The organism is Brevundimonas bullata, from assembly GCF_014207965.1.
Lineage (GTDB): Bacteria > Pseudomonadota > Alphaproteobacteria > Caulobacterales > Caulobacteraceae > Brevundimonas > Brevundimonas bullata_A.
Window position 1 is genome coordinate 36,564 of record NZ_JACHLM010000002.1, and the last position, 23,723, is coordinate 60,286.

The following is a 23,723-nucleotide window of genomic DNA, read 5'->3' on the forward strand; positions in this document are numbered from 1 at the left end:
GGTTGAAAAGGGGATCTTGGACCTAGGCGCCGTTAACGTGGGCGCAGGCGGTTAGCCAAAATCCTGTCGCATTTCTTCAAGACGCCGCTGCTGCATAGGTCGTATGCATTCCGCAGTAGATAAGGAAATGCATGATGAAATTGCGGTACACCATATTCTATGTCGATGATGTCGCGGCCAGTGTCGACTTCTATAAATCGGCATTCGGGCTGGACGTTCGCATGGTCCATGGTGAGGGTGATTACGCGGAACTGGACACCGGGACGACGAGCCTTTCCTTCTGTTCCAGAAAGCTCATGGATCAGCTGGGCAAGCGTACCGCAAGTCCGGAGGTGGACGCGCCTGTATTCGAGATCGCCTTCGAGACCGATGACGTGGAGGGCGCCTTTCAGAGAGCGGTGACAAATGGAGCCCGCCCGATCAGCGCACCTGAAAAGATGCCTTGGGGGCAAACCGTCAGCTATGTCGCGGACATCAATGGCTACCTGGTCGAGATCTGCAGCCCTGTCAGTCCGCCCTAAGCGTAGCCGCTCTGCGACAGGGCCGCATTCAACTGTGCATCCTGCCTGATGGTCGATGGCGAACAGCCGAACCATCGACGCATCTCACGGCTCAAGTGCGCCTGATCCGAGAAGCCGTTCTCGTAGGCGACCGCCGCCATGTCGTCCGTGCTGAAAAGAGATTTTGCGGCACGTCGCGCACGCGCCAATTGCCGCCAGAACACCGGCGTTTTGCCGGTGTTCTCCACCACCAGCCGCTGGAAAGAACGCTCCGACACGCCCGCCTGCCGCGCGCACTGTCCCATGCGTATCTCTGACTGGGCGAGCAGGGCCAGAGCTTCCTCGACATGGCTATCGACCCGGACGAACTCCTCCAGGCGCTTGAGCATGTCGTCGGGAGGAGAAGTGCTCTGCTGCGCAAGACCAAGGAAATTCTCGGCGTCCAGGATCGCGCCAGGCCTGAGTCTGGCCCCCAACAGGGTCGTATCTGACGCGACAACCTTGCGCTCGGTGGTGTCGGCCAGAGCAAATAAAGTCCAGGAGTTGGGACCGCTCGATGGCAGACTTACGATGATGTCGCGGCAACCGTCCGGGGGTATGTCCACCCTACAGGCCGAAACCTGATAGTGTTCCCAAAGATCGAGAACGCCTTCCACTGCCGCCACCCCTGTTGCTCCACCCGCTCTGAAGGGCGGTCGCTCAGGCCCCCTCACGAGTCATAGTGGACGTTCCTTTTGACGCCTACGGGGCGAGAGCAGCCCTAAGCCGCCAGCGTCTTCCCATCCGCCAGATACGGCCCCACCGCCGCCATGGCGCGCGCGACGTATTCGGCCTTTTCGCCCACGGGGGCGACGTAGTGGATGGCGTCTTCGGCGTCCTGAACGGTCGCCAGGCGGGCGATCATCCAGGCGGCGAGGTATTGGGAGGCGAGGCAGCCGCCCGCCGTGGCGACATTGCCATGGGCGACGAAGGGGGCGTCCACGACGTTGACGCCGGCCTCGATGACCCAGGGCTTGGTGGTCAGGTCGGTGCAGGCGGGCAGGTCGCCAATCAGCCCCAGTTTGGCCAGCAGCAGGGTTCCCGAGCACTGGGCGCCGATCAGCTGGCGCGACGGGTCCAGGTTCAGGCGTGACAGGAAGGCGGGATCGGCGGCGTAGTCGCGGGTCTTGATCCCGCTGCCGATCAGAACGGCGTCGGCCTCGGCCAGGAAGTCCAGCGGCATCTGGCGTTGGATGGTGACGCCGGCCATGGAGGTGACTTCGGGCGTGGGGCAGGTGATGTGGGCCGCCCAGCCTTGGCTCTTCATCCGGTTCAGGATGCCCGCCGCGATGAAGCTGTCCAACTCGTTGAAGCCGTCGAGGGTCAGGATGGCGATCTGCATGGCGGGCTCGTCAGGGGAGGGGGGGCGCTACCCTAGGCCGATAACGGCGCGGCGCGACAGGGCCAGTTGGCGTGTGAGCGGCCTTAGCAGTCCTTGCCTTGGCGCTGGCGTTGTTCGCAGCGACGCTGTTCGCGTTCGTATTCGCGCTGCTCGCGCTCGCGCTTGGCCTTGGTTTCCTCGTCCGAGGTGGTGACGGCGTCGAAGCCCGCGCCGACCACGGCCCCGGTGGCCTTGACCGTGCCGCCGACGACGGCCGCGCCGGTTCCGACCACGGCCCCGACGATGCAGCCCTGCAGCAGCAGCGAACCGCCGACGACGGCCAGAAGGGCGGTCGCCCGCGTGAAGGGTTTGGTCATGAGAATCTCCCGAGGCGCCTATTCTGCGCGACGGAAGTGAACAGAGGCTGACGGCGGGATCATGGCCTGGGGAATCCTTCTCCCCTCGGGGGAGAAGGTGTCGTGCGAAGCATGACGGATGAGGGGGCGGTCAGCTTTGGGCTGCAATGTTGAAATTGGGGCAGCGGTCCCCCTCATCCGAGCCGCTGGCGCGGCCCACCTTCTCCCCCGGAGGGGAGAAGGGCCGTTCTTACAAACTGTCGACCATGACCAGTTCGGCATCTTCGCTGGCCGTGATGGTGATCACAGCCTCGTCGATGATGCCGGCCCCGTCGCGGGCGTTCAGCGTCACGCCGTTGACGTCCACCCGGCCCACGGCGGGGACCAGATAGGCGCGGCGACCGGCGGCCAGGTCATAGGTCAGGCTTTCGCCCGCCTTCAGCGTGGCGGCCAGAATCCTGGCGTCGGCGTTGATCGACAGGGCCTCGTCCGCCGGATCGCCGGAGGCGACGACGGTGAAGCGGCCTGAGCGGTCGTTCTTGGGGAACTCACGCTGGCCCCAGGACGGCGGGGCGCCCGGTTTGTCCGTCTCGATCCAGATCTGGAACAGGGTGGTCGTCTCGTTTTCCAGGTTGAACTCGGAGTGACGCACGCCGGTCCCTGCGCTCATCACCTGAACGTCGCCCGCGCCTGTGCGGCCCTTGTTGCCCATCGAGTCCTCGTGGGTGATGGCGCCGGTGCGGACATAGGTGATGATCTCCATGTCGGCGTGGGGGTGGGGCGGGAAGCCCGATCGGGCGCCGATCTCGTCGTCGTTCCAGACGCGCAGACGGCCCCATCCCATGCGCTTGGGATCATAGTAGTTGGCGAACGAGAAGTGGTGTTTGGCGTTCAGCCAGCCGTGGTTGGCGCCGCCGAGGGTGTTGAAAGGTCTGACGTCGATCATGATGCGGTCTCCCTGTGGCGCAGCCTATGCCGCGCCGTTCGAGACCTATATAGGTAACAATAACTGTTGCGAAAAGGGGTGTCGTGCAGGGTACGTCATCCCGGAAGCGGCGCAGCCGCTATCCGGGACCGCCAGAAATGCTGAGGGCGGCGTCTTGGGCGGTCCCGGCTCTGCGCCTCGCGGTGCGAGGCTTCGGCCGGGATGACGGTGAAGCTTACCCCACCTGCGCCCGGTGGCGCAGCATGGCGTCGGCCAGGACGATGGCGGCCATGGCTTCGACCACGGGCACGCCGCGCAGGGCGACGCAGGGGTCGTGGCGGCCCTTGGTGCGCAGGTCGACCTGGGCGCCGTCGCGGTTGATGGTCTGGCGCAGGGTCAGGATGGAGGAGGTGGGCTTGAACGCCACGCGCGCCGTCAGCGGCTGGCCGGTCGAGATGCCGCCCAGAACCCCGCCCGCCCTGTTGGACAGGAAGACCGGCAGGCCGTCGTCGCCCAGACGCATCTCGTCGGCGTTGTCCTCGCCCGTCAGTTCGGCGGCGCCGAAGCCCGCGCCGATCTCGACGCCCTTGACGGCGTTGATGGACATCAGGCCCGAGGCCAGTTCGGCGTCCAGCTTGGCGTAAAGGGGCGCGCCCCAGCCGGCGGGGACCCCCGTGACCTCCAGCGCCACAACGGCGCCGATGGAGGAGCCGGCCTTGCGGACGCCGTCCAGGTAGGCTTCCCAAGCCGGGACCACGTCCGCAGAGGCGGCGAACAGGGCGTTGTCATAGACGGCGTCGAAGTCGAGGGCCTCGTCGGCGATGCGGTGCGGGCCCAGCTGGACCACGCCGGCGCGGATGCGGATGGTCTCGCCCAGAACCTTGCGGGCCACGGCCCCCGCCGCGACGCGGCTGGCGGTTTCGCGGGCCGAGGAGCGCCCGCCGCCGCGATGGTCGCGCACGCCGTACTTGGCCTGATAGGCGTAGTCGGCGTGGCCGGGGCGGAAGGCGCGGGCGATCTCGCCGTAATCCTTGGAGCGCTGGTCGGTGTTCTCGATCATCAGGCTGATCGGGGTTCCGGTGGTGACGGGGCCGTTTCCGTCGTCGAAGACGCCGGACAGGATGCGGACCTGATCGGCCTCCTGCCGCTGGGTGACGAAGCGGCTGCCGCCGGGCTTGCGCAGATCAAGCAGGGGCTGGATGTCGGCCTCGGTCAGGGCGATCAGCGGCGGGCAGCCGTCGACGACGCAGCCGATGGCCGGGCCGTGGCTTTCGCCCCAGGTGGTGACACGGAACAGGTGACCGAAGGTGTTGTGCGACATGGCTTACCGCTTAGGCCGCGATGCGCTCCGGCGTCCAGACCCGCGTGAAGCGCAGCAGCAGGTCTTCGGCCGCCGAAGGCAGGTCGGCGGAGGCTTCCAGCTTGACAAACAGGTCGCCGGCGGGGCGATTTCCGCGCGCGGGCAGGCCCAGGCCTTTCAGGCGCAGGCGCACCGGCTCGACCATGTCGGGGACCAGCCAGGACGAGCGCAGACCGGCGTGGGTCATGATCTCGATGCGGCCGCCGTCGTCCATCATCCGCTGCGGCACGGCCCAGGTCATGAACAGGTCGCCGCCCAGCACCGACAGGCCATCAGCGGGGCGGATCAACACAGGCAGCAGGGCGTCGGCCCCGTTCGGGCCGCCGCCCTTCAGACGGATCTTGTCGCCGGTGCGGACGCCTGACGGGGCGTGAACCAGCAGGGTTCGGGCGCCGACGATCGTGCGGACGCAGCCGCCGCTGATCGCATGCATCGGCGTCAGGACCAGCAAGGGGGCGGGCGCGGGCGGCGGCGTGAAATGCGTCGGCTTCGCGTGCGAAGCGGGCGCGGGCAGGGCCAGGGTCTGGGCCTGCAACAGGCGATAGGCGGCGATGACGCGGCGGAAGGTCTCGGCGTCGCCGCCGGGCGCATCGGGGCGGGCGGCCTTGACCGCCGCACGAAACGCCAGCGTCAGGCCCTCGGCGCCGACCGGGCCTGTCAGGCCCAAGAGCGACCTGGCGTTTTCGAGGGTGAGGGCGTCCGCGCACATAGCCGTCAGCCTCGGACCAATATGGTCAAGACCTGGTTAACCCTGCCGAATGAAGCGGCAATTTCAGTTTTAAGGTGAAGCTTGATGTCGCAGTCTAGTCCACACCTGATGACGTTAGGGAAATGCGGGTGTAGGGATTCGTCTCATGACCCAGTCCGTGATCCCGCCCAGCCCGTCTGCTCAAGACTATGCCGCGCAACTGGCGGCCAATGCAGACGAGACCATGTTCGAGCGCGCCGAGCCCTTCGGCCTGTTTGTCGACTGGCTGGAAGCGGCCAAGGCGTCTGAGCCGAACGACGCCAACGCCATGACCTTGGCGACCATCGACGCCGAGGGGATGCCGGATGCGCGGATCGTCCTGCTGAAGGACGTGGATGCGCGCGGCTTCACCTTCTTCTCCAACCAGGAGAGCGCCAAGGGCGAGCAACTGTGGGCCCATCCGTCGGCGGCCCTGGTGTTCCATTGGAAGAGCCTGCGCCGTCAGGTGCGGGTGCGCGGCGTCGTGGAACAGGTCAGCGCCGCTGAGGCCGACGCCTATTTCGCCAGCCGGGCGCGAGAAAGCCGTATCGGCGCCTGGGCGTCGGACCAGTCGCGCCCGCTGGACAGCCGGGCCATGCTGGAAGCGCGCGTGGCCGAGAAGACGGCGAGCTTTGACGGGCAGGACGTGCCGCGTCCCGACCGCTGGACGGGCTGGCGGGTCGTGCCGCAGCAGATCGAGTTCTGGCGCGATCGGGCCTTCCGTCTGCACGACCGGCTTCGGTTTGAGCGCGACGGCGACGTCTGGAAGCGCACCCGTCTCTGGCCCTAGGCGGCAATCTAGGTGGCGTAGCGGGCCAGGAAGGTCTCGACCGCGTCCTCAGCGATGGCGCGCGGCGTCCTTTCGGCGAGGACGTCGTCGCCTGTCACCAGGGGTACGAAGAAGACCGGGTGCTCGATCATGCCCATCAGTTGGCCAGCCGCCCAGGACGGCTTTTCGACCTTCATCTGACCCGCTTCGGTCATTTCGGTCAGCATGCCCATGAGGACGGCGCCGAAATCGTTACGTCCGCGTTCGAAGAACCGCATGGCGATGGCTTCAAAGCGCGGACGCTCGGCCAGAACCAGCCGAAACACCGAGCGGACGAAGCTGTTGCTCATGAACTCGGCGTAGCCGCTGAGAAATTCGGTCAGGCGTTCGCGCGGCGTACCCGAGGTCGTATGCACCGCCGCCATATGGCGGGCGAAGTCTTCCGAGGCGTTGTCGATGACCGCTTCGAACAGGACCGCCTTGCTGTCGAAGAAGGCGTAGAGGGTGGCTGTCGAAACTCCCGACTCTCGGGCGATCGGCTCCATACGGGTGCCAGCGTAGCCCTCTGAGATGAAGTGCAATCTCGCCTGTCGCACAATGGCGGCGCGTCGAGGGTCGTCGAAGTCGTGGACCGGCGTGGTCATCGGTGCATACCCGGAAAGAGTATGGCTAACGTGCCTTTATATTGCCTTGATTGCAACAAGTAACCAAGTTCTGCAAATGCAAATCATCAACGATGCCAAGATTCTAGCAGGGGGTGGGCCAGAACCGGCGCTGCCAGACGAATGACCGCCTGCGGATCTTCCAGCCGCACAGCCGCCGTGGCGTCGGCGATGATGAAGTCGGCATGTGTGCGCGACGGTTCGGTCAGGCGCTCATGGCCAGGGCGCACGGTCGATAGATACTGATGGATGACAGAGTCTGCGGTGCGGCCGCGCTCGGTCTGGTCGCGCAGAAGGCGGCGGATGAAGCGGATGTCGGCAGGGGTGTCGACGAAGACCTTGATGTCGAACAGGGCGGTTAGCGCCGGGGTGCACAGGACGTGGGTGCCTTCCAGAATCACCACCTCGGCGGCGGGAATCGGTTCGCCGCCGGGATCGCGGCCGTGGTGAATGAAGGAATAGAGGGGGGCGACGACGGGCCGCCCGGCCTTCAGTTCTGACAGATGTTCGATCAGCAGGTCGTGGTCGCGCGCGGCCACGTCGTCAAAGTCGTGGGTGTCGGCGTCAAAGCCCGGCACGCTGGCGGCGTCCAGATAATAGGAATCCTCGCGCATCAGCACGGCGACGCCGGCGGGCAGGGAGGTCACCAGGGCTTCGGCCAGGGTGCTCTTGCCGGAGCCGGAGCCTCCAGTGATGGCGATGAGGATGGTCATGGGCGGTCTCCGTGCGTGGTCGGAGGCGCTTTTATGCCGGGCGCTGGCGATTGACCATGCGCAGGATGAAGGAGGGGGCGGCCCGGTTTGGCGTCTCCGTGGCAAGGAGTTGCGTGGGGCGGGTGATCGGTAGCGGCGCCATGCGCGGCAGGGTGTCGCAGAAGCTCTGGGCGGTGGATTTGTTTCCCTTACGGCGCCGTTGCTTATCGCTGATCACCTAGATAGCGTCGCTAGAAAGCGCCACGCACAGAGGGCGCAAGCGAGGGAATGCGATGCTGGGATTGATGCAGGACTGGCCGCTGACGGTCGACAAGATTCTCGATCACGCCAAGAATTGGCACCCGAACCGCGAGGTCGTGACCCGTTCAGTCGAGGGGCCGATCGAGCGCACTACCTATGGAGCCATCCACGGTCGGGCCAAGCGGGTGTCTAACGCCCTGAAAGCCTGGGGCGTGCAGCCCAGCGACCGTATCGCCACCCTGGCCTGGAACACCGCCGACCATATCGAGACCTGGTACGGCATCATGGGCATCGGCGCCGTCTGCCACACCCTGAACCCGCGCCTGTTCCCGGAGCAGCTGGTCTATATCATCAACCACGCGGCCGACCGGATCATCTTCGTCGATCTGACCTTCGTGCCGTTGCTGGACGCCATCCTGCCGCACTGTCCCTCGGTCGAGCGTGTGGTCGTCATGACCGACCCCGGCCACATGCCGCAGACCAAGCTGCCGGTGGTCGAATGCTATGAGACCGTGCTGGAGCAGTCGTCGGAAGACGTGGAGTGGGGCGGGTTCGAGGAGAACACCGCCTGCGGCCTTTGCTACACCTCGGGCACGACGGGAAACCCCAAGGGCGTCCTCTATTCGCACCGCTCGAACTTCATCCATACCCTTCTGGGTCTGCAATCGACGGTCCTGGGCGCGACGCCCAAGGAAGTCATCCTGCCGGTGGTGCCCATGTTCCACGCCAACGCCTGGGGCATCGCCTTCGGCGGGCCAGCGGCGGGGTCCAAGCTGGTCATGCCGGGCGCGCGCATGGACGGCCCGGCCATCTATGAACTGCTGGAGAGCGAGGGCGTCACCTTCTCGGCCGCAGTGCCGACCGTCTGGCAGGGCCTGCTGAACCACCTGCGTGAGAACAATCTGAAGCTCTCGACGGTCAAGCGCGTGCTGATCGGCGGCGCCGCCGTGCCGGAGAGCATGATCCGCGCCTTTCACGACGAGTTCGGCGTCGAGGTGCTGCAGGGCTGGGGCATGACCGAGACCTCGCCCATCGGCACCCTGTCGAACATGACGCCCGAACTGGCCGCCCTGCCGTTCGAGGAGCAGTTGAAGTGGCGGGTCAAGCAGGGCACGCCGCCGCTGGGCGTCGAGCTGAAACTGAAGAACTACGCCGGTCAGGAAATGCCGCACGACGGCTCGACCTATGGCCGCCTGATGATCAAGGGGCCGACCATCGCCCGCGCCTACTTCCGCGACGAGGGCGGCGAGATCCTGGACAACGAAGGTTTCTTCGACACCGGCGACGTTTCGACCATCGACGATCACGGCTTCATGCAGATCACCGACCGCGCCAAGGACGTCATCAAGTCCGGCGGCGAATGGATCAGCTCCATCGAGATCGAGAACCTGGCCGTCGGCCATCCCAAGGTCGCCCTGGCCGCCGTCATCGGCTCGGCCCACCCGAAATGGGATGAGCGCCCGGTTCTGCTGATCAAGCTCAAGGAAGGCGAGGCCGAGGACAAGCAGGAGCACCTCGACTTCCTGGTCGGCAAGATCGCCAAGTGGTGGATGCCGGATGACGTGGTCTTCCTGGCCGAGATTCCGCTGGGCGCCACGGGCAAGATCGACAAGAAGCTGCTGCGCGAGCAGATGAAGGATTACCGTCTGCCGACCGCAGGCTGATCTTTCAGGAGGGCCGCAATGGCTGAACCGACCCGGACGCAGGCGCGAACCGCGGAAATTCGTCTGCGCTGGCTGACGCTGGCGGCGTTCGCGGCGCCTTTGCTGGTGCTGGTCGCCGTCTTCGGGACGCGGCTCGGTCTGTGGAGCGCCGGTTTCGGACTGGAGGTGCTGACGCTGAAGATCGGCCGCATCCTGGCCTTCGCCGGGCTGGCGGCGGCGCTGGTTGCAGTCATCATTGCGCTGAAGGACGTGCGGCGTCGGGGGCTTTATGCGGTCGTGTCTCTGGTCGTGGCCGGGGCGACCGTGGGCCTGTTCCTGATCCAGGAGCGGCGCTTCGCGGTTCCGGCTGACAATGATGTGACGACAGACGCCGCCGAAGCGCCCGCCTTCTCGCGCGCGGTGGTCGCAATGCGCGGTGGCCAAGCCGGCGGGCACGGCGGGGCTTCCGTCGCCTGTCCCGGTCTGGCTTCCGTGCCGCGTCAGGTGGCGCCGGAAACGGCGGCGGCGGCGCTGTCGGCGGCGGGCTTCACGGTGCGCGGCGCCGCGCCCTTCCGGGCCGACGGAGCCAAGGAGGGATTCTGGTTCGGCCTGACCCATGACGCCGCCATTCGTATTCGGCCCGGCCGCACCGACGTGCGCGTGGCTCAGCGCGAGGGCGTAAGGGTCGGCGACGAGGCTTGCCGTCTGGCCCGCGCCATTGCGGCGGGGTTGCAGCCCTAGGGGCCGGACTTATTGGCCCGGTCGATGGCGGTTGCAGCGATCAGCACGCCGGAGACGAGGTTGGCGGCGAGCTTGCCGCCACGAGTTGTGACGAGTCGGTCGTCCTTGAGCGCTGGCCTAGAGCGTTTGACGAGGTTGCGCGGCCGGCAGGCGACGATGTCGTAGGGGGCGGGGCGTTTGCGTGATCCGTGCGTCTCCAATTGAGACGCACGGACATCGACCTGCGTTCGCCTATCGGGTAGGCACGGCAGATCAACAGGGGGCGAATATGTTTCAGAGACTTCAGGCGCTGCTGATCGGCGCGATCATCGCCTTCACTCTAACAGGGGCCGGTGGGGCGTCGGCTCAGGCCGTATTTGAATATTCCCCTAACGGCTATGGAGTAACAATTAACGATGGCGGGTATCTCGCGCGCGTTTCTGTAACTGTGCCGACAACGATTTCTGCTATCGCTCAGCAATCTAACGCGACAAGTTCGGTAAATGTGAAGTTTATTGTTCGAAACCAAACTAATGGAACGAACATGTATGTGAGCCAGCCCAAGGTCTTTGGTGCTGACGCGTCTGGGGTCTATACGTTTAAGCAGTCGGATGTGTTTTCTAATATTACCCTTCAGCCAGGCGTGGTTTATTCTATCGGCATTATCTCTGAGGGCCTTCAGTCTGTGCGGTACTTAACTGGACCAGTTCCAGCCCAGAACGACATAGCCATGACCGGAACTGTATTTGTTAGCAGCTATGCTGCCCCTATGGTTGTCGGATCTGGTTCGGAAAAGTTCAGCCTTCGGCTTATTGGGCCAGCTGCTCCGGCTCCCGCCCCAATCCCGACCTTGTCCGAATGGGCCCTGATCCTGCTTGGCGTCCTGCTGGCGGGCGGCGCGGCGCTGACGCTTCATCGGCGCCGGACGGCATAGGCGGCGCCATATAATCTGGCCCGCCCTTTAGCCCCTCCGGTCGCCGGACCTGATGAGCAAGGACCCTAGTCGGCGATCAGGGTGTAGCGCGCGGCCATCGTCGCTTCCGGCGCGGCGGCGGCGCGGCCCTCCTGCACCAGCTTGATCAGGTGTGACAGCACCGACAGGCTGGCGGCGGGCCAAAGCCGTGGATCGACGGCGGTGTAGAGGACCGGCACCATCTGAGCGATGGTTTGGTCGCCCGCCGCCAGCCGCGCCATGATCTGCGCCTCGCGCTCCAGTCGGTGGTCGCGGTAGGCCTTCAGGAAGGGGACGACCTGGGTGATGGCTGGGCCGTGCGTCGGCCAGATCGTCGAGAATCCGCGAGCCAGCACCCGCTCCAGGCTGGTCATATAGGCCGTCATGTCCCCGTCGGGCGGGGCGACGACCGTGGTCGACCAGCCCATGACGTGATCGCCGCTGAACAGGGCGTTCTCCTCGCGTAGGACGAAGGCCATGTGGTTGGAGGCATGGCCGGGCGTGGCCATGGCCTCCAGCGTCCAGCCGTCGCCCTCGATCCTGTCGCCGTCGCTCAGGATGACGTCGGCCTTGAAGTCCGCGTCGTCGTCCTCATCCATCGAGGCCTGATCGATGGCGTCCGAGGCGTGGATGGTCGGCCCGTGCGGCTTGGCCGCCAGGATCGGCGCGCCGCCGACGGCCTCGGCCAGGGGGCGAGCAAGGGGCGCGTGGTCGCGGTGGGTATGGGTCACCAGGATATGGCTGACGGTCCGCCCCTTCACCGCTCGCAGCAGGGCGTGCAGGTGGGCCTCGTCTTCGGGTCCAGGATCGATCACCGCCACATGGGCGCCCGGCATGTCGCGCCCGACGATATAGGTCCCCGTTCCCGTGAAGGTGAACGGTCCCGGATTGTCGGCGATCACCCGCTGGATCAGTGGCGAGACCTGATCGCGATGACCGTAGGTGAAGTCGAACTGGCGAACATAGGGGATCACGGGCGGGTGTCCTTGGCGAGCAACGGCGGCGGTCGGCGTGGCGCCGAGCTTGCGTTCAACGCCTGTAACCTATTCGGGAGCCGTCGCCGTGATCCGAACTGCTGTTTTTCATGTCCCAAATCGGCTTCCGGCCGTGATCGCCGCTTTGATATGTCTTGCGGCGACGCAATGGGTGGCTGCTTCGTGCACGCCTGAACCCGCCGCGCCCTATGCCGCGCGGGCCGCTGTCGTCCGCTAGAGGGGCAGACGGCTGAGGTCGTAGCCGGCGGCCAGAGCCTGATCGCGCAGGGCGTCGGCGTCCGCGCCTTTGAGGCGTTCAGCCATGGCCCAGGTCGCAGCCGAGCGCATGCCTGAGCGGCAGAAGAAGACAGCGCGGTCGTCGGGGCCCAGCGAAGTGATGACGGCCGCTGTCTCCCTAACGGCTTCCGTCGAAGGCAGTCCGGACACCGGGATGGCGATAAAGCGGGCGCCGCCGGCTTCGGCGACGGACGCCAGTTCTGCGTGATCAGGTTGACCGGGCTCTTCATCGTCCGGCCTGTGCGAGACCAGCACGGTCACGCCGTCACGAACCAGTTGTGCGACATCGGCGAGGGTCGGCTGGCCGCAAACCCCGATGGTCGTGCTTAAATTTCTGATGTTCATGATCAATTACTGACGTTTAACGCGCATCGAACGGGCGCCGCCTACCGACATCATATAGCTGCCTAGAGCCGCGCGCCTTACCTGAGCTTCCAAATTGGGTGTTGGGCGTATGTACACCGTCTCTGTATCGATCTGTAGCCAGGTCGACCCGTCTTCCAGCGCTACGAGCCATTTCCCGCCCGCAACCTGCCGTGCCGACGAAACGGTAGAGGTGATCGACTGAAGCGCGCCGGGCCTTTCTTGTCGGTCGAAGGGGTTCAATACATTGATGTTGAAGCCAAAGGTTTGTCGCCGCGCCTGCTCCACTTCCTCGCGGTCAAGCACGACTATAGCGCCGTCTTCGCGGGCGGCGATGAAAGCAGCGGCGGCAGAATCAAAACAGGCCAATCGCTCAGATTCTGACTGGATATTGCGGCACTCAAGAAGCTTGGCAGCAGGATCCGGGATGGAAACCTGCGCGATGCAAGGGGTGGCGAGCGTGCAGGCCAGGGCGGCGACGCCTCCACGAAATGTCCAGCGGAGCGGCATGGTTGTCCTCTCTGAAGTTGCAGGTCGGTAGCTGAACGTCACTCGGCCAAAAATCGAATAAGCATTCTATTTCACGACTTTACACCATGAAAAGTGAATGGCTCCGCTTAGCGTTTGAAATGTGGCGGGGGAAAGCGAACTCATTACAACTGGAGGCAAGAGTGTGACGAGATTGAGACATTTAGAGTCCAATTAGGTATCGATCGTGTAAGCCATCTGGACCTCTACGGCTTGCGGGATATCGTAGAGTCAATCTGCGCACATTGGGGGCGTGGAGCAGCGAGCGTCTATCTCTTCGCTCGCGGCGAATTCGGGAGGATATCTTTTGGAAACGAAGACCGTTCGGCAACGCTTGCTGGCGTCAACGATGATCGGCAGCGCCGCATTGTTGGCCATGGCGGCGACGCCCGCTGCCGCGCAGCAGGATACTGCGCAACCGGCGACGCAGGTGGAAGAGATCGTGGTTACCGGTTCGCGGATTCGCGTCCGCGATACGACGGGCACCAGCCCGATCGTCACCGTGGGCGCTGAGCAGCTGGAAGAGATCGGCACCGCGACGATCGAAACCTACCTCAACTCACTGCCGCAGCTGTCGCCCAGCCTGACGAAGACCAACAACAACCCGTCTTCGGGTGGTGCGGCCTTCCTGGACCTGCGCCAGCTTGGCACCTCGCGCGGCCTGACCCTGGTCAACGGCCGCCGACTGGTTCCGGGTTCGTCCAACGGCGCGGTCGATATTTCGATCTTGCCTGGCGGCCTGATGGATCGTGTCGAGATCATCACCGGCGGCGCATCGGCCGTGTACGGCGCCGACGCCGTTTCGGGGGTCGTCAACTTCATCCTGAAGGACGATTTCGAGGGTCTGCAGGTCTCGGGCCAGTACGGCATCTCAGGCGAGAACGACGGCGAAGAGCGCCAGTACGGCCTGCTCATGGGCGGCGCGTTCGCTGACGGTCGCGGTCACATGACCTTCGCCGCGTCGCACAACACCCGTGACGGCATCGCCCAGACGGCGCGTGATATCTCGCGTACGGCGGAATACTGCGATCTGGACGGCTGCTATCCCAACGGCAGCTTCACCACCGGTGACGGCACCTTCTCCATCTCGCCGTCCGCCACCGACGCGCAACTCGCCACCTATCGCACCTACTTCACCGGTCGCGGTCTGACTGATCCCAGCCTGATCTATGCGGGCCAGCGTCTCGGCTTCAATCCCGATGGTTCGCTGTTCATCGCGGGCACGGGCGACGGCACCTTCGGCTACACCGGTCCGAACACCAATGGTTGGAATCCCGACGAGGTCTTCCTCTACGACTTCAACCCGGTCAATCTGCTTCAGTCGCCGTATGAGCGTACGAACTTCTACACCACGTTGAAGTACGACATCACGGATCGGATCGAGTTCTACGGTGATGCGCTGTTCAGCACCTATCAAAGCTCGAACCAGCTGGCCGAATCGCCTGCCGCCTTCTCGATCCCCGTCGCCACAACGGGCACGCTTTCGCCCGCAGTGAAGGCGCTGCTGACCAGCGCCGGCGTGTCGAACTTCACGCTTTCGCGTCGTTCAGTTGAATTGGGCCCGCGTACCTACAACTACAACACCACGGCCTACCAGGCGACCGGTGGCTTCCGTGGCGATCTGCCGCCGATCTTCGGCAATGAATGGCACTATGACGTCTACGGCTCGTTCGGCCGCTACGAGAGCCGTCAGGAGTTCGTCGGCTTCCCCGAGGGGAACCGCATCCGTGCTGCTCTGGCGGGTTGCCCGACGGGCTCGCCGACGGGGCCGGTCGGTTCCAGCGGCACGCCTAGCGTTTGCGTTCCGCTGAACCCGTTCGGCGCGAACAACATCACGCAAGCCCAAGTCGACTACATCATGGCCAAGGGCCAGTTCCAGGTCACGGCGATCGAGCAGAAGAACGTCGTCGGCTCTGTGACGGGCGACCTGTTCAAGCTTCCCGCTGGCGCTGTCAGCTTCGCTCTGGGTCTGGAATACCGCGACATCGCTTATGACGATCTGCCGCCGGAAGGCGTTCAGACCGGCTCGCTTCTGGGCGGCAACTCGGCAGGCCCCGTGTCCGGCGGCTATGATGTCTGGGAAGTCTTCACCGAGCTGCGCGTCCCGCTGCTGGCTGACATGCCCTTCGTCAAATATCTGGGTCTGGAAGGCGGCTATCGTGCTTCCGACTATTCCATCAACCAGACGACCGACACGTGGAAATATGGCGGTGAGTATGCGCCGGTTGACTGGTTGCGTTTCCGGGCTCTGAAGCAGCGTGCCGTTCGTGCGCCGTCGGTGGGTGAACTGTTCGCCACCCAAGCCGAAGGCTTCCCGGGCGTCACGAGCGGTAACCTGGACCCCTGCGACAAGGACAGCGCTCAGCGCACAGGCGCCAATGCCGCCCAAGTGCTTCAGCTCTGCCAGCTGCAGTCCAGCCAGATCACCGCGACCTGGGACTCGGTCGGTACGCAGTATCGCACCTTCACGGGCGGCAATCAGAACCTGGCGCCTGAAGTTGCGGACTCCACCACCATCGGTGCTGTCTTCCGTTCTCCGTCCAACTTCCCGACGTGGATGTCGTCGCTGACCGCAACGGTTGACTATTTCAACATTGAAATTGAAAACGTCATCAGCTCTGTTGGTTTCTCGACGTCTCTGTCGCGTTGCTTCGATCCGACCTACAACTCGTCGTTCAACAATACGAACATCTACTGCGCGGCGATCAAGCGTGACACCGACACCGGCTATCTGACCAGTGCAGGCATCAATGGTTCGATCTCGGCTCAGGCCGCCAACCTGGCGACCTTCAAGGCTTCGGGCGTTGACCTGTCGGTCAGCTACAACCTGAACCTGGCCGACTACGGCATGCCGGCTTGGGCTGGGCGTCTGGGCTTCAGCACCCAGGGCACCTGGTACAAGAACCAGCAATCCCAGAACCTGCCGGGCGATCCGTTCAGCGAAAACTTCGTGGGCGGCATCGGCGACGGTACGCCGGGTGAAACCACTCTGCCTGAGTACAAGTTCAACACCCGCTTCAGCTGGGCATACGAAGACGTCTCGGTTTCGCTCCGTTGGAGCTACATCGACTCGGTCGTTGATGACGCCGCCGGTCCGCGCGACATCGGTGAGATCGACGCCTACAACTACTTCTACCTGAACGGATCGTGGTCGGTTAACGACACCCTCGAAGTCTTCGGTGGCGTTGATAACCTCTTCGATAAGGCGCCGCCGCGTTATGCCAGCGGCTTCCAGTACCAAACCGACCCGTCGACCTACGACGTGATCGGCCGCTACTTCTACGTGGGCGCACGCGCTCGCTTCTAAGAACAAGCGATCATGGAATGGGGCGGCGGGCTTTCGGGTCCGCCGCCCTTTCTTTTGGGGCGTTGAGCTTGCGGGAAGTCAGTCGCTTCCGGCCAGCGTGACGGACAAGGGCCACGGATTTCCCGTAGCGTGACGCTAATGTCGCTAGTGTTTTAGGCGAGCGTTTGCTCACGGAGTGGCGCCGGTACCCGCGACCGAGCTATCGCCCCCGGCGTCCGTACAGAAGGCCGGGCTGGGGCGGGCGAGGCGGCGGGCGCTTCACTCAATACGGGGCCTTGGCTCAGGCCGCCGTTTCGCGCGCGATTGCGCCGGGGTCGTAGTTGAGGATGGGGGCCAGCCAGCGCTCGGCGGTCTCGACGTCCCAGCCCTTGCGGCGGGCGTAGTCCTCGACCTGATCGCGGTCGATCTTGCCAACGCCGAAATAGTGGCTGCCGGGGTGGCCGAAATAGAGGCCGCTGACGGACGCCGGGGGCGTCATGGCGTAGCTTTCGGTCAGGGCCATGCCGGCGTTGTTCCCGGCGTCCAGCAGGCGGAACAGGGTGGCCTTTTCCGTGTGATCGGGCTGGGCCGGATAGCCGGGAGCGGGGCGGATGCCTTGGTACTTCTCTTCGATCAGGTCCTGCGTGGTCGTGGCTTCGTCTGCGGCGTAGCCCCAAAGCTCGGTCCGCACCTTCTTGTGCAGGGCCTCGGCGAAGGCTTCGGCCAGGCGGTCGGCCAGGGCGGTCGCCATGATCGAGGAATAGTCGTCGCCGGCGTCCTTGAAGCGCTTGGCGATTTCCAGCTCGCCATGACCCGCCGTGACGGCGAAGGCGCCGACATAGTCCTGGCCTTCTTCCGCGATGAAGTCCGACAGGGCCAGGTTGGGCTTGCCGTTCGACTTCTTGATCTGCTGGCGCAGGGTGTGGAAGCGGGCGATCTCTTCGGCGCGGCTCTCGTCGGCATAGACGGCGATGTCGTCGCCCACGGCCTGAGCGGGCCAGAAACCGACGACGCCTTTCGCCGTGAACCACTTCTCGTCGATGATCCGCTTCAGCATGGCCTGCGCGTCCTTGAACAGGTCCTGCGCCGCCTCGCCGACGATCTCGTCTTCAAGGATCAGCGGATAGCGGCCGATCAGCTCCCAGCTGGCGAAGAAGGGCGTCCAGTCGATGTGGTCGGCCAGATCGGCCAGGTCCCAGGCGTCAAACGCCCGCACGCCGAGGAAGGACGGCTTGCCTGGCATGGTCGCGGTGGGATCGGCGTTGAAGCGGTTTTCGCGCGCCTGCTGCAGCGTGGCGCGGGCCTTCACCTCTTGCCCCCGTGCGTACTGCTCGCGGATGCGGATGTATTCGTCGCGGGTGGCGGCCTCGTTCTTCGCCTTTTCGGTGGGCGACAGCAGGCCCGAGACGACGCCGACGGCGCGGCTGGCGTCGATGACATAGGTGGTCGAACCCTGGCGATAGCCAGGCTCGATCTTGACCGCCGTGTGGGTGCGGCTGGTGGTGGCTCCGCCGATCAGCAGGGGGATGTCAAAGCCGCGCCGCTCCATTTCGCGTGCGACGAAGACCATCTCGTCCAGCGAGGGGGTGATCAGGCCGCTGAGGCCGACTATGTCCACCTTGTGTTCGATGGCGGCGTCCAGAATGCGGTCAGCGGGGACCATGACGCCCAGGTCGATGACCTCGTAGTTGTTACACTGCAGCACGACGCCGACGATGTTCTTGCCGATGTCGTGGACGTCGCCCTTGACCGTGGCCATCAGGATGCGGCCCGCCTGTTCGCGCGGCTTGCCGGCCTTCTCGGCCTCCATGAAGGGTTCCAGCCAGGCCACGGCCTGCTTCATCACGCGGGCCGACTTGACCACCTGCGGCAGGAACATCTTGCCCGAACCGAACAGGTCGCCGACCACGTTCATCCCGTCCATCAGCGGACCTTCGATGACGTGCAGGGGGCGCTCGACCGACAGGCGGGCCTCTTCGGTGTCGGCCTCGATGAACTCGGTGATGCCGTGGACCAGGGCGTGGGCGATGCGGGCCGCGACGGGCTGCTCGCGCCATTTCAGATCGACGACGCGCGCCGCGCCTTTTTCGCCCTTGTAGCGGGGCGCCATGTCCACCAGCCGCTCGGTGTTGGAGACATTGGTCCGCTGCGGCCGATTGAGGATCACGTCCTCGACGGCCTCACGCAGTTCGGCGTCGATGTCGTCATAGACCGGCAGGTCGCCAGCGTTGACGATGCCCATATCCATGCCGGCGTTGATGGCGTGGTACAGGAAGACGCTGTGAATGGCCCGGCGCACCGGCTCGTTGCCGCGGAACGAGAACGAGACGTTCGACACCCCGCCCGAGATGCGGGCGTAGGGCAGGGTGGCCTTGATGACCTTGACCGCCTCGATGAAGTCGACGGCGTAGTTGTCGTGTTCCTCGATCCCCGTCGCCACGGCGAAGATATTGGGGTCGAAGATGATGTCCTCGGGCGGGAAACCGACCTCGTTGACCAGGATCTTGTAGGCGCGGGTGCAGATTTCGATCTTGCGCGCGGCGGTGTCGGCCTGGCCCACCTCGTCGAAGGCCATGACCACGACGGCGGCGCCGTAGCGCAGGCATTTCACGGCGTGCTCGCGGAAGGCGGCCTCGCCCTCCTTCATGCTGATCGAGTTGACGATCGGCTTGCCCTGAACGCACTTCAGACCCGCCTCGATGACCTCCCACTTGGAGCTGTCGATCATGACGGGGACGCGGGCGATGTCCGGTTCCGCAGCAATGAGATTAAGGAAGGTGCGCATGGCGACGGCGCCGTCCAGCAGCCCCTCGTCCATGTTGATGTCGATGATCTGGGCGCCGGCCTCGACCTGCTGGCGGGCGACGTCGAGGGCGGCGGCGTAGTCGCCGTCCACCACCAGTTTGCGGAACTTGGCCGAGCCGGTGACGTTGGTCCGCTCGCCGACGTTGATGAAGATGGGTCTCAACGCAATTCTCCGCTCATCCCCGCGGAGGCGGGGACCCAGGCTTGAGCCGCGCGCAGGCGGTCAGCATTCTGGATGTCTTCAAAGCACTGGGTCCCCGCCTCCGCGGGGATGAGCGGGTGGGGACGCATCACGCCACCAGCTCGAAGGGTTCCAGCCCGGCCAGGCGCATGGCCACCGGGCGTTCAGGGATTTCGCGCGGCTTCAGCGGGGCGACTTCTTCGGCGACGTGGCGGATGTGGTCGGGGGTGGTGCCGCAGCATCCGCCGACGATGTTGACCAGGCCCGAGGCGGCCCACTCCTCGATGAAGTGGGCGGTTTCGTGCGGCTGCTCGTCGTACTGGCCCATGGCGTTGGGCAGGCCGGCGTTGGGGTAGGCGGCGACCAGGGTGTCGGCGACCCGGCTCAGTTCGGCGATGAAGGGCCGCATCAGATCGGCGCCGAGGGCGCAGTTGAAGCCGACCGCGAACGGCTTGGCGTGGCGCACGGAGTTCCAGAAGGCCTCGGCGGTTTGGCCCGACAGCGTCCGGCCCGAACGGTCGGTGATGGTGCCGGAAATCCAGATGGGCAGGGCGGGCAGGCCCTCGTCCTCAAGGTCCTTGATGGCCTTGATGCAGGCCTTGCAGTTCAGCGTGTCGGTGATGGTTTCGATCAGATAGAGGTCGACGCCGCCCTCGTTCAGGGCCTTCACCTGATGACGATAGGCCTCATAGACCTGATCGAAGGTGACGCTGCGCGCGCCGGGATCGTTCACGTCCGACGACATGGACAGCATCTTGGTCAGCGGGCCGATGGAGCCGGCGGCGAAGCGCGGCTTGTGCGGTTCCTTGGCCGTCCAGCGGTCGGCGGCGGCGCGGGCCAGCCTGGCGCCTTCCAGATTGATGTCCCAGACGGCCTGGGCGTCCAGATGATAGTCGTCTTGGGCCAGCACCGTGCCGGAGAAGGTGTTGGTCTCGCTGATGTCCGCGCCCGCGCCGTAATACTGGTCGTGCAGGTCGGAAATGATGTCGGGGCGGGTGATGCAGAGGATGTCGTTGTTCCCCTTCATCTGATGCTTTTCGTCATAGCCGTTGGCTGCGACGAAGCGGTCGCCGCGGAAGTCGGCCTCCTCCAGCCCGCGCCGCTGGATCATCACGCCCCAGGAGCCGTCGAGGACCAGGATGCGTTCCTTGGCCGCCGCGTGCAGGGCGGCGATACGGTCTTGGCGGGTCATACGCAGACTCTTCCGAAGCCCTCCCCCTCGAGGGGGGAGGGTTGGGTGGGGGTGTGCACGCTGAGCGTGGTGTTGATCAGCGGGAGGCGCTGCGAGGGCGACGCCTCAAGCGTCATGGCCTGAAGACGGCGTGCGATCACCCCATCCCCCGGCCCCTTCCCCCTCGAGGGGAAGGGGAGATGAATTGGGCTAGGCATCGGCTCGCGCCTCACGCACGCCCAGCACCCGGCAGATGGCATAGACCAGCTCGGCGCGGTTCAGGGTGTAGAAGTGGAAGTCCGAGAAGCCCTCTTCCTGCAGGCGCGCGCAGGTCTCGGCGGCGATGGAGGCGGCCAGCAGCTTGCGGGTCTCGGGGTCGTCGTCCAGCCCGTCGAAGTGGGCCGCCAGCCAGTCGGGGATGGCGGCGCCGCAGGCCGCGCTCATCCGGCTCAGGCCCTTGAAGTTGGACACGGGCATGATGCCGGGGATCAGGGGGATGGTCACGCCCGCCGCCCGCACACGGTCGCGGAAGCGAAGGAAGGCCTCAATGTCGAAGAAGAACTGGCTGACCGCGCGCGTGGCGCCAGCGTCCACCTTGGCCTTCAGCACGTCTATGTCGTGGTCGATCGACGGGCTTTCGGGGTGCTTTTCGGGATAGGCGCCGACGGTGATGTCGAAGCCGCCGACGCTGTTGATGGCGCGGGACAGTTCAGTGGCGTTGGCGTAGCCGTCGGTGCGCGGGACGTAGGCGCCGCCGATGCCGTCTCCGCCCGGCGGATCGCCGCGCAGGGCGACGATGTGATCGACGCCGATGGCCTTGTAGCCCTCGATGACCTCATCGACCTCGGCACGGCTGGCCTCGACGCAGGTCAGGTGAGCGGCGGGCCGCAGGGTGGTCTCGCTGATGATCCGCTGGACCGTGCGGTGGGTGCGTTCGCGCGTCGAGCCGCCCGCGCCATAGGTGACGGAGACGAAGGCTGGGTTCAGCGGCTCCAGCCGACGAATGGCGGACCACAGGTTGGCCTCGGCCTCGTCCGACTTGGGCGGGAAGAACTCAAAGGAGACGTTGACCGCGTTCTGGTTGGAACCGGCGCGCGCCACAGGGCCGAGCGGCGACAGCAGCAGGGCGCGGGCTTCAGCGAGAGAGGAGGGGGCCATCAAGCGGTCTTTCGAACAGAGGCGGCGGGGCGTTCGGCGGCCCAGATGTGGACGGTCAGGCCTTCGGTGTCGGGCGGCAGGGCGATCGGCGCGTCGGCGGTCAGACCCGCCTTGTCGAGCCATTCCTGGATTTCCTCGTCGGCGAAACCGAGGCGGCGGTGCTGGTGCTCTTCGCGCAGCTGCTCCAGCTGGTGCGGGGCGAAGTCGACGATCAGCAGCTTGCCGCCCGGCATGACCAGACGCGCGGCCTCGGCCACCGCGGCGGCGGGATCGGCCAGGTAGTGCAGGACCTGATGCACGATCACCAGATCGGCGCTGGCGTGGGGCAGGCGGGTCGAGAAGATGTCGCCGTGGCGCAGTTCGACCTTGTCCAGGCCAGCCTTGGAGACATTGGCGCGGGCGATGTTGAGCATGTTCTGGCTGAGATCCAGCCCGACCGACATCTTCGCCTTCTTCCCGAACAGGGTCAGCATCCGGCCCGAGCCGGTGCCCAGATCGACAACACGCTCGAACGGGCCGGGACCGGCCGCCTGTTCGACGGCGGTTTCGACCGCAGTTTCACAGACATAGAGGCTGCGCATCTGGTCCCACTGGGGCGCGACCTGTTCGAAATAGCGGGCGGCGTCGACGGCGCGCTCCTTGCGCACCTCGTCCAGACGGCGATGGTCGGCCTCGCCCTCGGCGTCGTCCAGCAGGTCCAGCACCGTGTCGATCAGGCGGCGCGAAAGGGCGTCGTGCGACAGGCGATAGAAGACTCGCGCCCCATCGGGGAATCGTTCGATCAGGCCGGCGTCGGCCATCAGCTTCAGGTGGCGCGACACGCGGGGCTGGCTCTGATCCAGAACCCGCGACAGCTCCATGACCGACAGTTCTTCGGCGGCGAGCAGCGACAGCACCCGTAAACGGGTGGGTTCGCCTGCAGCGCGCAGGGCCTCGACAGTCTGGTCGGCAGTCAACGTCATGAGGTCGTATAAAGATATCCTTATACGATTATGCAAGCAAAAACTGACCGCGCGTGGGTGCGATGCGACGGTCAAGCCGCACGGATCATTCAGCGACCCGTGGAATCACGTCGACTCAGGTCGTGACAGGCGTTTTCAGCGGCTCGCCTGCAAAATGGGCTGTCAGGTTCTGCAACAGCAGCATCAGCATCCCCTGCACCGCCTCGGTCGTGGCCCCGGCGGTGTGGGGCGTCAGCACGGTGTTCGGCACGGTGGCCCAGCGCGCGGCGTCGGTCGGCTCGGTCTCGAACACATCCAGCGCAGCCCCGCCTAGGCGCCCGTCGCGCAGGGCGGCGATGACGGCGTCCTCGTCCACCAACTGACCGCGCGCGACATTGACCAGCAAACCCGAGGGGCCGAGCGCCTCGATCACCTCGGCCGAGATCAGGCCGCGATTGGTTTCGTCCGCGCGGCAAGCGACGACCAGCACGTCCGAAGCGCGGGCCAGGTCGATCAGGCTGTCAGCGCGGGGCCAGGCGGCCTCCTTGGCGCGCGGCGCCCACCACTGGACATTCATCCGCATGACCTCGGCGCGCCGGGCGATCGCCTCGCCGATTGCGCCCAGGCCGACGATGCCGATCGTTTGCCCGCCCAGCGACGGGGTGATGGTCTTCGACGCCGGGGTCCAGCCGCCGGCGCGGACCTGACGGTCGCCCTCGGCGATCTGACGCCGCGCGGCCAGGATCAGGCCGAGGGCGTGGTCGGCCACGTCCTCGTGGTTGATGGCGGGGGCGTGGGTGACGGGCAGGCCGCGCGCACGGCACCACTCGACGTCGATGCCGTCATAGCCCGAGGTGAAACAGGCGATCAGCGACAGGTTGGGCAGGCGCTCGATAAGGTCCTTGTCCAACTCGAACTCGCCCGCCACGACCAGGACGCGCACGTCGTGCGCCGCCTCGATCGGCGGTCCCTCCCAGAAGCGATAGACGTCGTAGGCGCCTTCGAGGAAGGCGCTGAGCGGTCCGAGGTGCCGCTGCATGATCAGGATGGCGGGGCGCTGGGTCATAGGCGGCAGACTACCCCGGTTCCGCA

At 65.4% G+C, this 23,723-nt stretch carries 22 protein-coding genes; 6 read left to right on the forward strand and 16 right to left on the reverse strand.

The genetic code is table 11. The features are described 5' to 3' along the window. Window positions 1-134 precede the first annotated feature (134 nt). Window positions 135-521 (forward strand): VOC family protein, encoded by a 387-nt coding sequence (locus tag HNP51_RS04625; RefSeq protein ID WP_184269051.1) that lies wholly within the window; start codon window positions 135-137, stop codon window positions 519-521. Here the strand turns inward: HNP51_RS04625 and HNP51_RS18810 are convergent. The 6 genes from HNP51_RS18810 to HNP51_RS04655 all read right to left on the reverse strand — a co-directional run bounded on the left by HNP51_RS18810 (window position 518) and on the right by HNP51_RS04655 (window position 5,210). Then, on the reverse strand, window positions 518-1,165 hold the full coding sequence (locus HNP51_RS18810) for an AraC family transcriptional regulator (protein WP_184267664.1): 648 nt from the start codon (window positions 1,163-1,165) through the stop codon (window positions 518-520). The two genes, HNP51_RS04625 and HNP51_RS18810, sit on opposite strands and share 4 nt — an antisense overlap. Before the next feature lie 95 nt (window positions 1,166-1,260). Beyond that, the gene (locus tag HNP51_RS04635) at window positions 1,261-1,881 is read right to left on the reverse strand and encodes a DJ-1/PfpI family protein (protein ID WP_184267666.1); all 621 of its coding nucleotides are present in this window, start codon (window positions 1,879-1,881) and stop codon (window positions 1,261-1,263) included. Between the two features lie 83 nt (window positions 1,882-1,964). Beyond that, window positions 1,965-2,237: a hypothetical protein gene (locus HNP51_RS04640; RefSeq protein ID WP_184267668.1), complete on the reverse strand. Its 273-nt coding sequence runs from the start codon at window positions 2,235-2,237 to the stop codon at window positions 1,965-1,967. 229 nt (window positions 2,238-2,466) lie between these two features. Next, window positions 2,467-3,162, reverse strand: a complete 696-nt coding sequence (locus HNP51_RS04645; RefSeq protein ID WP_184267670.1) for a pirin family protein — start codon at window positions 3,160-3,162, stop codon at window positions 2,467-2,469. A gap of 214 nt (window positions 3,163-3,376) precedes the next feature. Further along, window positions 3,377-4,462, reverse strand: a complete 1,086-nt coding sequence (gene aroC, locus HNP51_RS04650) for a chorismate synthase (RefSeq protein ID WP_184267672.1) — start codon at window positions 4,460-4,462, stop codon at window positions 3,377-3,379. Window positions 4,463-4,472: 10 nt separating this feature from the next. Continuing rightward, on the reverse strand, window positions 4,473-5,210 hold the full coding sequence (locus tag HNP51_RS04655) for a DnaJ C-terminal domain-containing protein (RefSeq protein WP_184267674.1): 738 nt from the start codon (window positions 5,208-5,210) through the stop codon (window positions 4,473-4,475). A 145-nt stretch (window positions 5,211-5,355) separates the two neighbouring features. Here HNP51_RS04655 and pdxH point away from each other — a divergent pair, with 145 nt between their 5' ends. Continuing rightward, window positions 5,356-6,018: a pyridoxamine 5'-phosphate oxidase gene (pdxH, locus tag HNP51_RS04660; RefSeq protein ID WP_184267676.1), complete on the forward strand. Its 663-nt coding sequence runs from the start codon at window positions 5,356-5,358 to the stop codon at window positions 6,016-6,018. A gap of 8 nt (window positions 6,019-6,026) precedes the next feature. Here the strand turns inward: pdxH and HNP51_RS04665 are convergent, their stop codons facing one another. After that, on the reverse strand, window positions 6,027-6,641 hold the full coding sequence (locus HNP51_RS04665) for a TetR/AcrR family transcriptional regulator (RefSeq protein WP_184267678.1): 615 nt from the start codon (window positions 6,639-6,641) through the stop codon (window positions 6,027-6,029). 86 nt (window positions 6,642-6,727) lie between these two features. Then, a complete protein-coding gene (gene udk, locus HNP51_RS04670) occupies window positions 6,728-7,372 on the reverse strand; it encodes a uridine kinase (protein ID WP_184267680.1) in 645 nt (214 codons plus the stop codon). Between the two features lie 272 nt (window positions 7,373-7,644). Here udk and HNP51_RS04675 point away from each other — a divergent pair, with 272 nt between their 5' ends. The 3 genes from HNP51_RS04675 to HNP51_RS04685 all read left to right on the forward strand — a co-directional run bounded on the left by HNP51_RS04675 (window position 7,645) and on the right by HNP51_RS04685 (window position 10,909). Next, window positions 7,645-9,276 carry a long-chain-fatty-acid--CoA ligase gene (locus HNP51_RS04675; RefSeq protein ID WP_184267683.1) on the forward strand — a complete coding sequence of 544 codons (1,632 nt, stop codon included), beginning with the start codon at window positions 7,645-7,647 and terminating at the stop codon, window positions 9,274-9,276. Between the two features lie 18 nt (window positions 9,277-9,294). After that, the gene (locus HNP51_RS04680) at window positions 9,295-9,996 is read left to right on the forward strand and encodes a DUF1499 domain-containing protein (RefSeq protein WP_184267685.1); all 702 of its coding nucleotides are present in this window, start codon (window positions 9,295-9,297) and stop codon (window positions 9,994-9,996) included. 268 nt (window positions 9,997-10,264) lie between these two features. Beyond that, a complete protein-coding gene (locus HNP51_RS04685) occupies window positions 10,265-10,909 on the forward strand; it encodes an IPTL-CTERM sorting domain-containing protein (protein ID WP_184267687.1) in 645 nt (214 codons plus the stop codon). A 65-nt stretch (window positions 10,910-10,974) separates the two neighbouring features. Here HNP51_RS04685 and HNP51_RS04690 read toward each other — a convergent pair whose 3' ends face one another. The 3 genes from HNP51_RS04690 to HNP51_RS04700 all read right to left on the reverse strand — a co-directional run bounded on the left by HNP51_RS04690 (window position 10,975) and on the right by HNP51_RS04700 (window position 13,071). Continuing rightward, complete coding sequence (locus HNP51_RS04690) at window positions 10,975-11,901, reverse strand: MBL fold metallo-hydrolase (protein WP_184267689.1); 927 nt, start codon at window positions 11,899-11,901, stop codon at window positions 10,975-10,977. A 234-nt stretch (window positions 11,902-12,135) separates the two neighbouring features. Then, window positions 12,136-12,543 carry a TIGR01244 family sulfur transferase gene (locus tag HNP51_RS04695; RefSeq protein ID WP_184267691.1) on the reverse strand — a complete coding sequence of 136 codons (408 nt, stop codon included), beginning with the start codon at window positions 12,541-12,543 and terminating at the stop codon, window positions 12,136-12,138. Between the two features lie 6 nt (window positions 12,544-12,549). Then, window positions 12,550-13,071, reverse strand: coding sequence for a hypothetical protein (locus HNP51_RS04700; protein ID WP_184267693.1), 522 nt, complete (start codon window positions 13,069-13,071; stop codon window positions 12,550-12,552). Window positions 13,072-13,438: 367 nt separating this feature from the next. Between HNP51_RS04700 and HNP51_RS04705 the strand changes: the two genes are divergently transcribed. Next, window positions 13,439-16,396, forward strand: a complete 2,958-nt coding sequence (locus HNP51_RS04705) for a TonB-dependent receptor domain-containing protein (protein ID WP_260398336.1) — start codon at window positions 13,439-13,441, stop codon at window positions 16,394-16,396. A 280-nt stretch (window positions 16,397-16,676) separates the two neighbouring features. Here HNP51_RS04705 and metH read toward each other — a convergent pair whose 3' ends face one another. The 5 genes from metH to HNP51_RS04730 form a co-directional block, all read right to left on the reverse strand. Then, the gene (metH, locus tag HNP51_RS04710) at window positions 16,677-19,343 is read right to left on the reverse strand and encodes a methionine synthase (RefSeq protein ID WP_184267695.1); all 2,667 of its coding nucleotides are present in this window, start codon (window positions 19,341-19,343) and stop codon (window positions 16,677-16,679) included. Between the two features lie 127 nt (window positions 19,344-19,470). After that, entirely contained in the window at window positions 19,471-20,553 is a 1,083-nt protein-coding gene (locus HNP51_RS04715) for a homocysteine S-methyltransferase family protein (protein WP_184267697.1), read from the reverse strand. A 189-nt stretch (window positions 20,554-20,742) separates the two neighbouring features. Further along, complete coding sequence (gene metF, locus HNP51_RS04720) at window positions 20,743-21,690, reverse strand: methylenetetrahydrofolate reductase [NAD(P)H] (RefSeq protein WP_184267699.1); 948 nt, start codon at window positions 21,688-21,690, stop codon at window positions 20,743-20,745. Beyond that, on the reverse strand, window positions 21,690-22,652 hold the full coding sequence (locus HNP51_RS04725) for a metalloregulator ArsR/SmtB family transcription factor (protein ID WP_184267700.1): 963 nt from the start codon (window positions 22,650-22,652) through the stop codon (window positions 21,690-21,692). The genes metF and HNP51_RS04725 overlap by 1 nt, the downstream gene beginning before the upstream one ends. A 115-nt stretch (window positions 22,653-22,767) precedes the next feature. After that, window positions 22,768-23,697, reverse strand: coding sequence for a 2-hydroxyacid dehydrogenase (locus HNP51_RS04730; RefSeq protein WP_184267702.1), 930 nt, complete (start codon window positions 23,695-23,697; stop codon window positions 22,768-22,770). Window positions 23,698-23,723 lie beyond the last annotated feature (26 nt).

What these genes read in the sequence shown, in the direction of transcription:
- HNP51_RS04700 (WP_184267693.1), bottom strand. Translation starts at nt 13,071, where the DNA reads ATGCCGCTCCGCTGGACATTTCGTGGAGGCGTCGCCGCCCTGGCCTGC.
- HNP51_RS04635 (WP_184267666.1), bottom strand. Translation starts at nt 1,881, where the DNA reads ATGCAGATCGCCATCCTGACCCTCGACGGCTTCAACGAGTTGGACAGC.
- metF (WP_184267699.1), bottom strand. Translation starts at nt 21,690, where the DNA reads ATGGCCCCCTCCTCTCTCGCTGAAGCCCGCGCCCTGCTGCTGTCGCCG.
- HNP51_RS04625 (WP_184269051.1), top strand. Translation starts at nt 135, where the DNA reads ATGAAATTGCGGTACACCATATTCTATGTCGATGATGTCGCGGCCAGT.
- HNP51_RS04725 (WP_184267700.1), bottom strand. Translation starts at nt 22,652, where the DNA reads ATGACGTTGACTGCCGACCAGACTGTCGAGGCCCTGCGCGCTGCAGGC.
- HNP51_RS04685 (WP_184267687.1), top strand. Translation starts at nt 10,265, where the DNA reads ATGTTTCAGAGACTTCAGGCGCTGCTGATCGGCGCGATCATCGCCTTC.
- HNP51_RS04705 (WP_260398336.1), top strand. Translation starts at nt 13,439, where the DNA reads ATGATCGGCAGCGCCGCATTGTTGGCCATGGCGGCGACGCCCGCTGCC.
- aroC (WP_184267672.1), bottom strand. Translation starts at nt 4,462, where the DNA reads ATGTCGCACAACACCTTCGGTCACCTGTTCCGTGTCACCACCTGGGGC.
- HNP51_RS04730 (WP_184267702.1), bottom strand. Translation starts at nt 23,697, where the DNA reads ATGACCCAGCGCCCCGCCATCCTGATCATGCAGCGGCACCTCGGACCG.
- HNP51_RS04695 (WP_184267691.1), bottom strand. Translation starts at nt 12,543, where the DNA reads ATGAACATCAGAAATTTAAGCACGACCATCGGGGTTTGCGGCCAGCCG.
- HNP51_RS04665 (WP_184267678.1), bottom strand. Translation starts at nt 6,641, where the DNA reads ATGACCACGCCGGTCCACGACTTCGACGACCCTCGACGCGCCGCCATT.
- udk (WP_184267680.1), bottom strand. Translation starts at nt 7,372, where the DNA reads ATGACCATCCTCATCGCCATCACTGGAGGCTCCGGCTCCGGCAAGAGC.
- HNP51_RS04675 (WP_184267683.1), top strand. Translation starts at nt 7,645, where the DNA reads ATGCTGGGATTGATGCAGGACTGGCCGCTGACGGTCGACAAGATTCTC.
- HNP51_RS04655 (WP_184267674.1), bottom strand. Translation starts at nt 5,210, where the DNA reads ATGTGCGCGGACGCCCTCACCCTCGAAAACGCCAGGTCGCTCTTGGGC.
- pdxH (WP_184267676.1), top strand. Translation starts at nt 5,356, where the DNA reads ATGACCCAGTCCGTGATCCCGCCCAGCCCGTCTGCTCAAGACTATGCC.
- HNP51_RS04640 (WP_184267668.1), bottom strand. Translation starts at nt 2,237, where the DNA reads ATGACCAAACCCTTCACGCGGGCGACCGCCCTTCTGGCCGTCGTCGGC.
- HNP51_RS04680 (WP_184267685.1), top strand. Translation starts at nt 9,295, where the DNA reads ATGGCTGAACCGACCCGGACGCAGGCGCGAACCGCGGAAATTCGTCTG.
- HNP51_RS04645 (WP_184267670.1), bottom strand. Translation starts at nt 3,162, where the DNA reads ATGATCGACGTCAGACCTTTCAACACCCTCGGCGGCGCCAACCACGGC.
- HNP51_RS04715 (WP_184267697.1), bottom strand. Translation starts at nt 20,553, where the DNA reads ATGACCCGCCAAGACCGTATCGCCGCCCTGCACGCGGCGGCCAAGGAA.